The sequence below is a fragment of the Cognataquiflexum rubidum genome (genome assembly GCF_022538115.1).
In the GTDB taxonomy this organism is placed as follows: domain Bacteria; phylum Bacteroidota; class Bacteroidia; order Cytophagales; family Cyclobacteriaceae; genus Cognataquiflexum; species Cognataquiflexum rubidum.
On the sequence record NZ_JAKZAL010000042.1, the window covers coordinates 1 to 15,285 of the forward strand.

Annotated in this window: 3 protein-coding genes; all 3 read left to right on the forward strand. The window is 39.1% G+C overall.

What is annotated here, in order from left to right; all coding sequences use genetic code 11:
• Positions 1-1,566 precede the first annotated feature (1,566 nt).
• The gene (locus MMU05_RS22795) at positions 1,567-9,852 is read left to right on the forward strand and encodes a LamG-like jellyroll fold domain-containing protein (RefSeq protein WP_241143966.1); all 8,286 of its coding nucleotides are present in this window, start codon (positions 1,567-1,569) and stop codon (positions 9,850-9,852) included.
• An 828-nt stretch (positions 9,853-10,680) separates the two neighbouring features.
• Complete coding sequence (locus tag MMU05_RS22800; protein WP_241143967.1) at positions 10,681-13,386, forward strand: Ig-like domain-containing protein; 2,706 nt, start codon at positions 10,681-10,683, stop codon at positions 13,384-13,386.
• A gap of 518 nt (positions 13,387-13,904) precedes the next feature.
• The gene (locus tag MMU05_RS22805) at positions 13,905-15,122 is read left to right on the forward strand and encodes a pectate lyase family protein (RefSeq protein WP_241143968.1); all 1,218 of its coding nucleotides are present in this window, start codon (positions 13,905-13,907) and stop codon (positions 15,120-15,122) included.
• Positions 15,123-15,285: the final 163 nt, after the last annotated feature.

Genomic DNA, 15,285 nt, shown 5'->3' on the forward strand with positions numbered 1-15,285 from the left:
TGGAAAATGTGTGACAAACTCGAAGATGTTCATGGCTTTATGTATTTTTATCCAAGAAACATCATCGAATCCACTCACAAAAACCTTTGACACCAGTTGACAAACTATATTTGGATACGTGTAGGATTCCGAAGAGTCAGATAAAAAAATATTTTATCTTCAATTTATTGCCTTTTACAATGTTTTTTACATTTGAATGTAGAAATAATATACTATCGAACGTATTATGTACCAGTGGATTTTTAAAGTATAATCCATCTACCTCTACTTGAAAAACAAAGTTTACTTTTTTTTAAAAAAATGTATGGAGTTTAACATGGATATACGCTTCTTTGCCAGTAACCCTATATTCTTCTTCATGGGGACGGAAGTCGGAAGACCCCTGCCTGTCATCGGGCAGGGATGTACAGAATATTTCAGTCTGCAGACAAAAATTTAAATGGATATCCAATCTACTGGCATAATTGTGTACACACATTGAGTTTAAAATAAAAATCTGTCATAACTTTATCTATCTCAAATTTAAAGATTAAGTCACTTTTCATTTCTTAATTCCAGTCTGTATGAGTTAAATATTAAAATATCCAGTTTCTGTCCTGAAAGCCCCAGTTTTGTGTTTTTCTTAAATATACCCCCACTGGCAATGCGAGGAGAAACAATCAATATGCCCAAAGGATGTAAACTTCTTTAGCCTATGGTATCTCAAATCCAATGTTAAAGTTCCAATATTCAAAGAAAAATGAATTTGAAAATTCTTATTCAACACCGCTTCAGGACATTCCATAAGCGTTTATCCAAAGCTGCATATACTCTATAAATTTTGTATTTTTCATCTAAAACTGGTTCTCAAATTTTGGAGGTGGGGAGAAATGATTCCGAAATTCTAAGAGCCGGCAGTGGCCTTTGACGCGGATAAGGGATCTACAGGAGATTTTAATAGCAAGATTGTTCGGTTGCCCACCTTTTCACAAAAATTACCGAGATAATACTTTTTTTATCAAGAGAAGGGAGTTATAAAAAACATGAGGAATCGACTCCCGAGAGCTCTAAAGAAAACTTTAAAATTAATTTTGATGTGCGAATTAATTCAAATATTTCTATGAATATGTATGTACGCTTTCTTAAACCTAACTATATAAAATTCGAAGTGAAGTGCTATAGAAGTGGCTTTTAGATTGATGAACGAGGACTTATTATTCGCAGCTTTGATCCTTTATTTGAGCTTTTGCAAATTACTGGAAATCATCAATTATAAATTTTGGGGCGTTCGCCCGTCATTATACTCTTCCTTTTTTACTTTTCTGAAATGGGTCCCGGATTGGGAGTATTGGGAATATAGCTATTTTCAATCTTCTACTAAATGATAAAAATCATAAATTTTCATATTTACAATTCATTTAAAATATTTTGTATATCATTTTTTTGTATTTAAAATTTATATAAATATATTTGAAGTGAAATTATCTATCTCTAATATGTGTAAAAATATTCTTAGAATATATTATTTCTTCTTCATCACTCTACAGGCATAATTTTTACAAGAATAAATTTAAAATTACTATTACGATGAAAACACATTTCACGCTTAGCCGGGCAAAAAAAAGGTTTTTCTTACTTTTTTTATTCACCTTTTCATTTCAATTTTTATTGGCGCAAAGTGTCCAATTTGACTTAGCCTCTTTAAATTTCAATGGATATACCCCTCCTTCTTCAGGAACTTCCTTAAAATTTGGTCCCGATAACAGGTTATACGTTTCTCAGTTAAATGGGCTTATCCGAATTTATACCATTGAAAATGCAGGATTTAATAGTTACAGGGTTACAGGTACAGAGTCAATATCACTTGTAAGGTCAATTCCCAATTACGATGACACGGGTACTCGTGCGTGGGACAAAAGGTCCAATAGGCAAATCACCGGGATAGAAGTCACCGGAACGGCTGCAAACCCCATTATTTATGTTGGTTCAAGCGACCCTAGATGGGGTGGTCCTACAGGGGACAAGGTGTTGGACACCAACTCAGGGATCATCACTCGGCTAACATGGACAGGAACAAATTGGGATGCGGTTGATCTTGTCAGAGGTCTACCACGATCAGAGGAGAATCACTCAACTAATGCCGTAACCTATACAATTATAAATGGAAAACCTTTTCTCTTAGTCGCTAGCGGTGGATTTACCAATGCAGGTGCTCCAAGTACCAGTTTTACTTGGATAACCGAATATGCCTTAGCTGCGGCATTACTCAGTATTGACTTGGACGCAATTGAGGCTTTACCTCTCAAAATAGATCCAATCTCGGGGAGAAAATTTAAATACGATATTCCAACTTTAGACGATCCATCAAGGCCGAATGTTAACGGTATCTACAATCCAAATCAAATCGGATATGACGGCATCGATGTTGGTGATCCATTTGGTGGGAATGACGGCTTGAATATGGGCATGATAGTAGAAGGTGGACCGGTTCAAATTTTTTCTGGTGGTTATAGAAATGCTTATGACTTTGTTGTTACCGAAGGTGGGAAAGTTTTTGTAACTGACAATGGTCCAAACACCAATTGGGGCGGACTTCCCGAAAATGAGGGGAATCCAAATACGGTAACCAATAATTATCCCCAAGGGGAACCTGGAGGAAACAGTTCCAATAGATCTGCAAGTGGTGAATGGGTCCGAAATCAAGATCACCTATTGTTAATTACCCAAGATATCAACAGTTACCAACCGGGAAGTTTTTATGGTGGACATCCCACGCCTATCCGGGCTAACCCCGGAATCCCTTACACCAAAGGATCGGCATTTCCTTTTAATCCCGGTGGCGCAGGTTTATATACCAAATCAATCGGAGACGAATATTTCAGATCATTGGGGGCCAATCAGGATACGTTAAAACCATTATACACCCAAAATGAAATTTTTAGAACTCAAATTTTGGAACCTATTGCCCCAGGTCAATCAGGTTTTGATTTTTATGCCCAAAATTCATTGCCTGTAAATTGGCCACCTGTACCTGTGAGTTTAGCAAATTCGGATGAAGCAGATTATAGAGATCCATCATTGACAAACCCAAACGGTCCTCAACCCAAATTTGTAACTATTTGGAAAAAAAACAGCAATGGAATTGATGAATACAAAGCTTCAAATTTTAATGGCGTATTGAAGGGTTCACTGATCGGAGGAAGAAATGAAGGATTTTTACATTTGGTTAGGTTAAATCCTGACGGAACATTACTAAGTCTAGAGGAAGATAAATGGAATTTAAATGGCGGAAATGCACTTGGCATCACTTGTCAAGCAGATAATGACGTTTTCCCTGGAACTATTTGGGTCGCAACTTTTGATAGCCGAATAAGTATTCTTACTCCTTCTAATATCCCATTCTGCCCTCCTCCTGGAGATCCATTCTTTGATCCTAATGCTGATTATGACAATGATGGATTTACCAACCAAGATGAAATTGACAATGGAACCGACTATTGTGATGGAGCCTCAAGCCCTAATGATTTTGACAGGGATTTTATTTCAGATTTGAACGACCTTGATGATGATGGTGATAGTATACCTGATGCAATGGATCCTTTCCAATTGGGAAATCCATCGAACTTACCTATCAATAATGAATTATTTTCTGATAAAACAGATGAATTGGGAAGACCCTTTGGTTATAGAGGTCTTGGTTTGACCGGACTGATGAACAATGGATCTCCAAATCCTAATTGGCTAAATTGGTTGGACAAACCGGGAGTTGGATCCCTTCCTGATGATATTTTTGGAGGTGCAGCGGGTGCAATACAGATCGCCATGACTGGTGGTACTGCCACCGGAATGGCCAATACTCAAGAAAAAGGATTCCAGTTCGGTGTAAATGTTGGGACTGAGACAGGGAATTTCTTAATTACCGGAGTATTGCTGGGATTTCAAGGTCCTCAAATGTTTTATGATATTGATCATGAAGGAGAATTGGGAATACAAATGGGTGATGGCACCCAAAGCAATTTTTTGAAGTTGGTTTTTACAAAAACCGGTATTTTGGCTGCCTTGGAAGTGGAAGATGTTCCTGACCCAAGTCCTCTTTTTCTTCCTTTGTCTGTAGAGGACCGCCCATTGAGTTCAGAAACTGTAAGTTTTCTTTTTAAGGTGGATCCAATTCTTGGAACCGTAGAACCTCAAATTAAAATTGGAAACAGGAATATTATCAGTTTAGGGATAAAGAACCTCTCTGGAAAAGTCCTACAGGCCGTTCAAGATATTACCAAGCCACTTGCAGTAGGCGTATTCGGAACTTCTGCTGACCCAACAAAAGAGTTTTTGACTATTTACGATTCCTTTAAGGTAGATGGTGAACAACCTTATCTGACCAACCAAATCCCCGATATCACAAGGCAGGTATCCTCTCCTCCGAGAGAAATAGATTTGTCAGAATTTTTTGGAGATAATTTCGGAGTAGAAAACCTTTCATTTTCATACAGTTCTACCATATTATCTTTGACTGGAGTTCAGATTGAAGGCAATATGCTTACCCTGACATTTCCTGATTCTCCCTATACAGGAGTGATCACAGTGAGGGCCACTGACTCCTTCGGTTATTTTGTAGAACAAAGTTTTGAAATTTCAGTCGTTAGGGCAAACCAGATCATTTATAGGATCAATGCAGGTGGACAAGAGGTGATAGGAGAAAATAATGCACCTAACTGGGTTCCAAACGATCAAAACGGTTCGTTTGATGGGATAGGGTATTCTGTCAATGGGGGAACCTCCTCCAGCAGCTCTTTGCAATATGCCAACAAGCATGCATCAATACCAAGCTATATTTCTGAACCTACCTTCAATTCTATTTTTGGAAGCCAAAGAGAAAAAACTGATGCAGGTAATTTGCGGTATACGATACCATTATCAAACGGGGTATATATCATCAACCTTTACTTGGGTGAAAACGGTGCGGGACAGGTAAATATCAACGAAAGAAAGTTTGATATCAGGCTGGAAGGCATCACTGTGAGGAACAATTTGGACTTGGTCCAAAAATATGGAAAGGGTGTTGCAGCCGTAGAACAATTTGAGATTGAGGTTAGTGATGGACAATTGAATATAGAGTTTGTCAAAAGAACAGGTAATCCTATAATAAATGCCATTGAGATCATTGGTACCACACTTGCAACCCCTATTAATTTTATTGTTCCCATACCTGATCAAGTCAATACTATTAATGAGGAACTTGAGGGAACGCTGCTTTGCTCAGCCATTGGTGGTGTGGGTACACTCCTTTACAGTGCTACCAACTTACCTCCGGGAATTGACATTGAACCGGTAAACGGAAGGCTATATGGAACTGTCAGCCCTTCTGCACAGGCGAACCAAACCTATAATGTAACCATTTGGGTAACTGATTCAAATAGCCCTGTTCCGAATCAAGAATTTACTACTTTTTCTTGGACAATTCTGCCTTTCGAGAATTGGAATATTGCAAATGAAAATCAAAATTACACCGAGAGACATGAAGCTTCCTTTGTACAGGCGGGTGAAAGTTTCTATGTGATGGGTGGCCGAGAAAATTCTAAAACAATAGATGTTTATGATTACCATCAAGATAGCTGGAGAGCACTCTCTGGTGTTGCTCCGGTAAGTTTCAACCATTTCCAAGCGACTGAGTATAAAGGATATATTTGGGTGATCGGTGCTTTCGAAGATAATTTATTCCCGAATGAAAAACCGGCTACCCATATCTGGATGTTTGATCCAGTGACAGAACAGTACATTCAGGGGCCAAAAATTCCTGATGGTCTTGAAGACCCCAATGACCCTGCAAAAGACCGACGAAGAGGATCTGCTGGATTAGTGGTGTATAAAGATAAATTTTATCTTATCGGGGGAAACAAACTGGGCCACAATGGACAATATGTAAATTATTTCGATGAATTTGATCCAGCAACAGGTTCGTGGAGTATAATGCCCGATGCTCCAAGACCAAGGGATCACTTTCATGCTGCGGTAATCGGAGATAAAATTTATGTGGCATCAGGAAGACTTTCGGGAGGACTAGGGGGTACTTTTGGTCCAGTAATACCTGAAGTAGATGTTTATGATTTTGTTACAGGGACCTGGAGTACCCTTCCTAATACATTAAATCTACCAACACCTAGAGCAGCCGCGGTAGTGGCAAATTTTAAAAATAAATTGTTGATAGCTGGTGGTGAAATCCCCGGCGTAGGTAATGAACTTGCTTCGAATATTACAGAAATTTTCGACCCTCAAACACAAACTTGGTCAGCAGGTCCAAATCTTAATTTCAGACGGCATGGGACTCAGGGAATAGTTTCAGGGGAAGGCCTTTTTGTGGCAGGAGGTTCACCTAATCGCGGCAGCGGCAGACAAAGAAATATGGAATTTTTTGGACTTAATAATCCTTTTGGAACTCCCGTATCCAAAAGCCTTCTTTCAGGACCAAACTCTGTTAGTATGCTCAATGGTATTTCAGCGGATTTTGAATTGAATTTTTCGGGAGGGAATCAGGGCCTTCTAATAAGAGAAATTACATTTAAGGGAGTTGATTCAGGTGACTTTACCGTTGAATTTGGAGCTATTAGCAATGCATTGAAATTGCCTAATTCAAGTCATACTGTTAGAATTAAATATGGGGGAATAAAAGACAATCCTGTAGCAAATGTCCTCATTAAATACGATTTGAACCTTGAATTGGAAATACCAATTACAAACTCCGTATTAAGGGTGGAGAATTTTACCATGATCAATCCGGAAAACAATCTTGATGTCGCTTTATTGGAAGAAAACTCCCAGATTCAACTAAGTCAAATAAATAGTTTGGGATTGAATTTTAGAGCCAATACTAATCCATCATCAGTTGGAAGTGTTTTCTTATCCTTAACCGGACCTGTTACCTTGTCAAGGTTTGATGATGAAATACCTTATACCCTGTTAATGGATGGTGGAATAAATCTACCTTTAGGGAATTACAATGTAATAGCCACACCCTATTCAGGTATTGGGGGAACCGGTACGGCAGGGAAACCACTTTCTATACAGTTTGCAGTTGTTGAAAATATAATTTCCAACTTCCCTGTAACAGGGATTTCAATCAGTCCGACTAATACCTCAATACAAGCCGGAGTCACCCAACAATTAAATGCCACTGTCAGCCCCAGTAATGCGACCAATAAAACTGTGTTATGGACCTCGTCTAATCCCCAGGTAGCTACTGTAAATTCCAGCGGGTTGGTATCTGGGGTTTCTGTTGGAAATGCTACCATAACCGGAAGAACAGAAGATGGAAATTTTACCTCCACCTCAGCGGTTACCGTAACCCAAGCTTCGATACCGTATAGCATTGCCGGCTTTGTATTGATCAATGCCGGGAATAATTCTGAATTACTAACTTTGGTCAATGGAACACAACTACTTTCCAGTCAAGTTGGGAGTTTAAGTTTAAATATCAAGGTCAATACCAACCCTGTAACAGTTGGAAGTGTATTTATTTCATTGAGCGGTCCTGTAAATGAAACAAGAACAGAAAATGGAGCACCTTATGCTTTGTTTGGTGATAGCAACGGTATTTACAGTGGAAAGACCCTGCCTAATGGAAACTACACCCTTTCAGCAATAGCTTATTCCGGTAGCTTTAGGAGTGGTACTGTTGGTCCAACCACTACGATCCAATTCTCCATTGTTTCATCCGCATCTATTCCTGTAAGTGGTATTTCAGTGACACCTAACTCAGCCTCTATACAAGCAGGAAGTACCCGACAACTTACCGCTACTGTTTCACCAACCAATGCTACCAATACCTCAGTTACTTGGAGTACTTCCAATCCTTTGGTCGCTACAGTCAATACCTCTGGTTTGGTGACTGGCGTTACTGTAGGTACTGCCATCATCAGTGCAACCACGGTGGATGGAAACTTTACCGCAGTGTCTAATATTTCTATTGAAGGGACTAATTCAGACGTGGGTCTAGTAGGCCATTGGAAGATGGAAGAAAACGGGGGAAACATTCTTATAGATCACTCCGGAATGGGCAACAATGCCACCGTAGGAAATACCTCCGGGATGTTATGGGTAAATGGACAGGAAGGTCTCGCTATCAGACTGAACGGCGCCAGCAGCTTTGGAAACGTTGCCCACAATTCCAGCCTAGCATTTACAAATGAACTTACAGTTGCTGCATGGATCAAACCCACAGCTTTAGCCAAAAGAACGATAATTTCCAAAGGTACACCCGATGGGTTCTTTTTAATGAACCAAACCAATGGAAAGATTGAATTTAGATTCAATGGGAATGCTAATGGTACTACATACAGGCTTCAATCCAATCAAAACTACCCAATCAATGGCTCTTGGATGCACGTGGCAGTGACCTTCAACGGGACAAAAACTGTGATGTATATCAACGGTGTGGAGGACAAATCAGCAACCTATGCTCCTGTTGCCATCAGGCCAAATACAACCAACCTGCAAATTGGTGCATGGGACAATATGAACAGATGGGCGGGTGACCTGGATGAAGTCAGGTTATATGGAAGAGCACTTACCAGTACTGAAATCCTTGGCCTAATGGGGTCCCAGATGGAAATTCCCGCTACACCAATACTCAGCTCTCCTGCCAACGGCATCGGAAGTATTACTTATTCAGGTCCTCTCCTTGGATGGAACACTTCCGATTTTGCCCAGGCCTACAGGGTCGAAATGGCTAAATCAACAGACTTTTCCAATCCTATCGCTGTAGGGACAGGAATCCAGGTAGCCTCATTCCAATGCCCTCAACTTGACCCAAATACTCTCTACTATTGGAGAGTAAGGGCATCCAATCAAAAAGGTGATTCCCCTTGGTCAGAAACTTGGAGCTTTACCACTGCCGCTGAAAATCAAAATGAAAGTAATCTCGTTGGCTTCTGGAAGATGGAGGAAAACGGTGGAAACATCCTTATTGATCATTCAGGCAATGGTAATAACGCAACTGTAGGAAACACTTCAGGCGTGTCATGGATAAACGGCCAGGAAGGTCTAGCAATCAGACTCAGTGGAAATTCTAATAATTTCGGCTCTGTGCCCCACAATACAAGCCTCGCATTCACCAATGAAATTACTGTTGCTGCTTGGATCAAACCCTCAGCTTTAGCAAAAAGAACGATAATTTCCAAAGGTACACCCGATGGGTTCTTTTTAATGAACCAAATAAATGGAAAGATTGAATTTAGATTCAATGGGACTACCAACGGTACAACATACCGGCTTCGGTCAAATCAAAATTATCCAACAAATGGATCTTGGATGCACGTGGCAGTGACCTTCAACGGGACAAAAACTGTGATGTATATCAACGGTGTAGAAGACAATTCGGCAACCTACGCTCCTGTTACTATCAGGCCAAATACAACCAACCTACAAATTGGTGCATGGGATAATATAAATAGATGGACCGGTGACCTCGATGAAGTCAGGCTATACGGGAAAGCGCTGAGCAGTTCTGAAATTTTGGGAATTTTTAGTAGTCAAAACAGTAATTTCAGAACTTTAGCAGCGGTAGATAAAAACAAACCGGTGGAAGAATTACAAACTTTTAATCAAGAGATACCCGAGGATAGCATGTTAGGATTCAAAGTATATCCTAATCCCGTGGAGAACCTTCTTATTATTCAAATGAATAGTAAAGACCAAATACAAGTAGATCTCATAGTTTATGATATGATGGGTAGGCAGTATATCAACAGGTCAGCAATTACTGAAAATGGGGAAATTGTTCTTGATCTTGCATCAATTAAAATGGCAGCAGGAACTTATCTTCTAATGCTTGATCAGGGTAATGGTAAAACTATCCAAGTAAGGTTTATTAAAAAGTAATCGATAAAATTTTCCAGAAAAAGGCCTGTATTTGATGCAGGCCTTTCATTGAAGAATATATTTGAGATTGTCACAAAAAATAGCAGATCACCAATACAAATGGTGGACGAAAATTAAATTTTATGTACATCCGCTTTTTAACCACCATTTCAATTTTACAAAATGACCACGACTTCGCTCGGCCACCGGATATTGAATGATGACTAGGAAGAGAGGAAAATGCGGTTTCGCTGCATTTTCCTCTCTTCCTCTAAAAACAAAACCATCGAGCACCGAGCGAAGTCGAGGAGCAAATTAAAATAAAATTCGGCTACAGGTGTCATAGCGGACAACCATATTAAATTTCAATAATAAACTTATTTTACTAGATATTTTAAGTAAGATAATACGTATTTTCGCAGTGATACAAGAACCTGATTTCCAAGCTCTTTTATTACAGATTATTTTCCCTAGAACACCGATGATAGAAGACAGCATCAATGACTGAAACATGATCAATCTTTTGTATAGTGTTATTCAAGAAAATATACAGAAGCTTCTATGATTGAAGGTTATACAGTTTTAAAAACAGCATCCTAAAAAGGATCCAATTCCATATTGTTCAACCATTTGACTCAACTAATAATGAAAAAAATCTTTCCATTCTTGTTTATAGCTTTATTATATAGTTCTTTTACTTTTAATACTTCCATAAAAAAAAATGTAAAACCATTAAATAATGAGCCTATATCCGACTGTTTTTCGGATCTTATTTTAGAAAATATATTAAAATACGCTTCATCAGAAATAGATTATAATTGTACATCCCCTTACCAAGAAATAAATGGATTGGTTGTAATTGAAGCTGAAAATCTTAATCTTTCATCAAGTTGGGCCATACAAAACTCTACACCCGGATTTACAGGATCGGGCTATATTTTGTGGTTGGGTCCACAATACACCTCTGTCCCCGGAAATGGCTTAATCACAACAAAAATTTTCATCAATTCACCGGGGATATATCGGTTTCAATTTAGAAGTGGAGTAGGCCGTGGAACTTCGAGTTCTGAGCATAATGATACATGGATAAGGTTTCCCGATGCAAGTGATTTTTTTGCAGAAAAGGAAGGTATAAAACTGTATCCAAGAGGAAGTGGGAAGACCCCAACTGTAAAAGGCGCCGGATCGGGGGGGTGGTTCAAAGCATTTGCAAGCAATGTTAATTGGAGATGGACAACCCAAACAAATGACGGAGATGGCTATCCCATTTTTGTTCAATTTGATTCCCCAGGTGAGTATACCATGGAATTGTCTGCAAGGTCTTCCTATCATTTAATTGACAGGATTATTCTGCATCGAAATGCCTCAAACCCATTGAGCTTAACTCAATTAGAGACTACCTGTGATACAAGTCCCCCACAAACAATAAATGTAACAGGAATTTCCGTTTTGCCGATTAACTTAAGTTTGCAAACAGGTAGTTCCCAACAAGTTTCCGCCACTATATCCCCGGCAAATGCGACCAACAAAACTGTTTTATGGTCTTCCGCTAACCCCACTATTGCTACAGTTAGCTCCAATGGATTGGTTTCAGCAGTTTCGGAAGGTACAACCATTATAACAGCTAGAACGCAAGATGGCAACTTTACAGGAACTTCTACTATCACAGTTAATCCAAACACTTCAACTATTGCAGTCACAGGTATTTCGATCAGTCCTAATACATTATCCGTTACAGTCGGGAGCAGTCAACAGATTATTGCAACTGTTTCTCCAAATAACGCTTCCAATAAATCAATAACTTGGTCATCGTCTAATCCTTCTGTGGCGGGAGTTAATTCGGGTGGAATGGTTACAGGTTTAACTGTTGGGTCATCTATAATAACTGCAAGAACATTAGACGGAAATTTCACCTCATCAAGCGCCATAACTGTTAACCCCAATACTTCCTCAATAAGTATTGGGAGCTTTACGTTGGTTAATGCAGGTACGGCCACTGATATTGCCACATTGGTAAATGGAACTAATTTAAGTTTAAGCCAAATACAAAATTTAAGCCTAAATTTTAGGATCAACACAAATCCTTCTCTCGTCGGAAGTGTATTTATTTCATTGACCGGACCAATCAATGCCTCAAGAACGGAGAATGGAGCTCCCTACACTTTGTTTGGGGATAGCAATGGAAATTATAATGGAAGAACTTTACCTTTGGGTACCTACAATTTATCCGCAATCCCCTATTCAGGTTCAAACAGAAGTGGAACGGCAGGACCATCTACAACAATTACATTTTCTATTGTCGAATCAGCTCCAATTCGAGTTTCCGGTATTTCAGTAAGTCCTGCAGCAGTATCAATAATCATCGGGGAATTGAAACAAATTTCTGCCACGATTACCCCTTCTAATTCATCAAATAAAAATGTGATTTGGTCTTCCTCCAATACTGCTGTTGCTACAGTAAATTCAAGCGGATTAGTATTGGGTTTAGCTTTGGGAGATGCTGACATTTCAGCAAAGTCAGAGGATGGGGATTTTATTTCCATATCGAAAATTAATGTTTTGGGTGATAATTCTTCCCAAAACCTTGTCGGTCATTGGAAGATGGATGAAGGTATCGGCAGTTCCCTGATTGACCATTCCGGAAATGATAACAATGCCAATCTTCAAAATCCTGCCAATGTGTTTTGGTCAGAAGGTATTATAGGAGATGCCCTGAATCTCAACGGATGGTCAGGAAGGTTTGGAATTGCCCCGCATAGCACCTCCCTTGAATCTGTTTCTAACTCCCTTACAATTGCGGCTTGGGTCAAACCTAATATCCTACACAGAGGGCATATTTTATACAAGAGCTCGGGAAATGGTTTTGAATTATGGCTTGATAGTAATGGCTTGCTTGAATTCAGACTAAATAGAAGCAATAACGGCACTACTTATAGATTAAAGTCAACATACAATTATAGTGAAAGCCTTGGAAATTGGATCCACATAGCCGCTACGTTTGACGGCACTAGCAGTAGAATCTACGTTAACGGAGTGCAGAACGTCTCCGCTAATTATGCTCCATTCAATATTGGGACTTCCTCAGGTGATTTGGTTATTGGTGCATTTGGAACGATACAACGATTTAATGGGGCCTTGGATGATCTCAGACTTTATAACAGAGCATTAACGGATATTGAGATTGGGAATCTTGCTGTGGTAAACAATCAATTAAGAATTGATACTCAAATAGATAAGCAAAATCTAGAAAAACCGTTGATAACAAACGAACTTTCCAGATCTCAACCCATCTCAATGGAAGTAGTTGAAATCACTAGCCTGTATCCAAATCCGGTAGACCATACGATATACATATCCTACGCAGGTCAAGAGGGTGATTTGTTACAAATTGGAATATTCGATGCCAAAGGAGTCAATTATTTAGAAAGGGAGTATGTTGTTCTAGAAAGTTCAGTAACTGTTCCAATAAAGGAATTGAACCTCCAACCGGGTATCCACCTTTTGGTCATCAAAACCCAACTCAGTTATCAAGTCCTTAAATTCATCAAAAAATAATTTTGTGTATATTATAAATCCCCCTGTGTCCACGGCCACAGGGGGATTTTTTATAATGATAACATAAATCAATGTTTTTTATCCCCCCATCTGGGACAAACTTTTGTCCAATCAAATGTGTATATCTAACCCAAGAATTAAGGGTAAGTCCCCACTATAAGAAATAAGTTTTATAAATTGGTTAACTTGGCTTCAGCTTTGATCACAAAATAAAATACGGGATATTGATTTCGGCAGAAGGAAAGGAAGTTCACCGATTTTTTCCCGGAACGGTGTTTAAAATCGAGAATTTAATCACAAAATTTACTGGTATGCAAATTTACAATAGTTTCCTTTTTGGTGTTTTTTTAATTTTTATCTTGGGGGATGTTATCCGTCCCAAAGAAACCTTCATTCAACCTGTACTAGCTTTCCCCGGTGCCGAAGGCTTTGGCAAATACACTTCGGGAGGAAGGGGTGGTTTGGTGTATATCGTGACCAACCTTCATGATAGTGGACCCGGAAGCCTGCGCTGGGCCTTGGAGGCAAAAGGACCTCGCACGGTGGTATTTGAAGTTTCAGGAAACATTGAACTAAAAACAAGGCTCAACGTTCAGGATGGAGACCTGACGATTGCAGGGCAAACCGCCCCGGGCGATGGAATTACAATAAGAAATTATCCAGTTCGTATTATGGCCAAATCAAATATCATAATTCGCTATTTACGGTTCCGATTAGGTGATCAAGGAAATGAAGAGGCTGACGCTTTTGAGGCAAGATCCGGAACCAGTAATCTTATTATTGACCATTGTTCGTTTTCTTGGGGAACTGATGAAACCTGTTCAATTTATGGAGTTTCAAATGTTACTATTCAAAATAGCATTATTTCTGAAGGCTTAAACGATGCCTCCCGATTTAGCAAAGCCTTTCCTCACTCATTTGGTAGTCTACTAGGCGGAAAAAACGTTTCATTTTTAAAAAATTTGATGGCTCATTTTCATATTAGAATGCCCTCCATCACTACTGGTTCAGATATCTTGGATATCAGAAACTGTGTTTTTTATAATTGGGAATTCAGGGCCACCAATAATGGTGCAAATTCTAAAGCCAATTTAATTGAAAATTACTATAAACCCGGTCCCGCAACCAAAGCACGGCCAAGCAAGGAATTAATCGATAAAAATTTTCTTTGGGCGACCTCCTTAGAAAAAAATCCTGCAACTTACGGTAAATTCTATTTGGAGGGAAATATCTTGGAGGGTAGGCCTGAGATCAACCAAAACCAATGGCTCGGGGCAAGATTGGAAAATTCAGAAAATACCAATAAGTACCTGAAACTTTGTGAAAACCAAGACAGTACCGGCAAACCAATTGCTTTCCCTATAAAAGATGATATTTATAGTCATACTTTGTCAGCTAGCGAAACATTCAAAGAAGTTTTGAAGCAAGCAGGAGCAAATTTGGTCAGAGATGCTGTTGACGAAAGATTGATTGAGGAGGTCAGAAATGGAACAGCAACATTTAAAGGTTCAAAAACAGGTCTATTTGGAATTATTGACAGTCAAGCTGATGTCGGAGGATGGCCGGTTTTACAATCTTTACCTGCACCTAAAGATACTGACCGGGACGGCATGCCTGATGCATGGGAAATAGAGCAAGGCCTTAACCCTGAAAGAAGGGATGACAGGTTATACGATTTGGATCCAAATCATACCAATCTTGAAATTTATTTAAATAGTTTAGTTGAGAAAGATTAAATTTTTCCTCACTGGAAAATTTTACAAGTTTAAGAAATTAATTTTACCTAATTCTTATGTTTATTTTATTTTACAATAATAAAGTATATGTATATCCGCAATGATACCAGTGGCCAAATAAATATAAAGTGACAGCTAGTGACAATCGTTATTTGTTAAAGAT

Excerpts from the sequence above, each read along its gene's own strand:
- MMU05_RS22795 (WP_241143966.1), top strand. The coding sequence starts at position 1,567 with ATGAAAACACATTTCACGCTTAGCCGGGCAAAAAAAAGGTTTTTCTTA.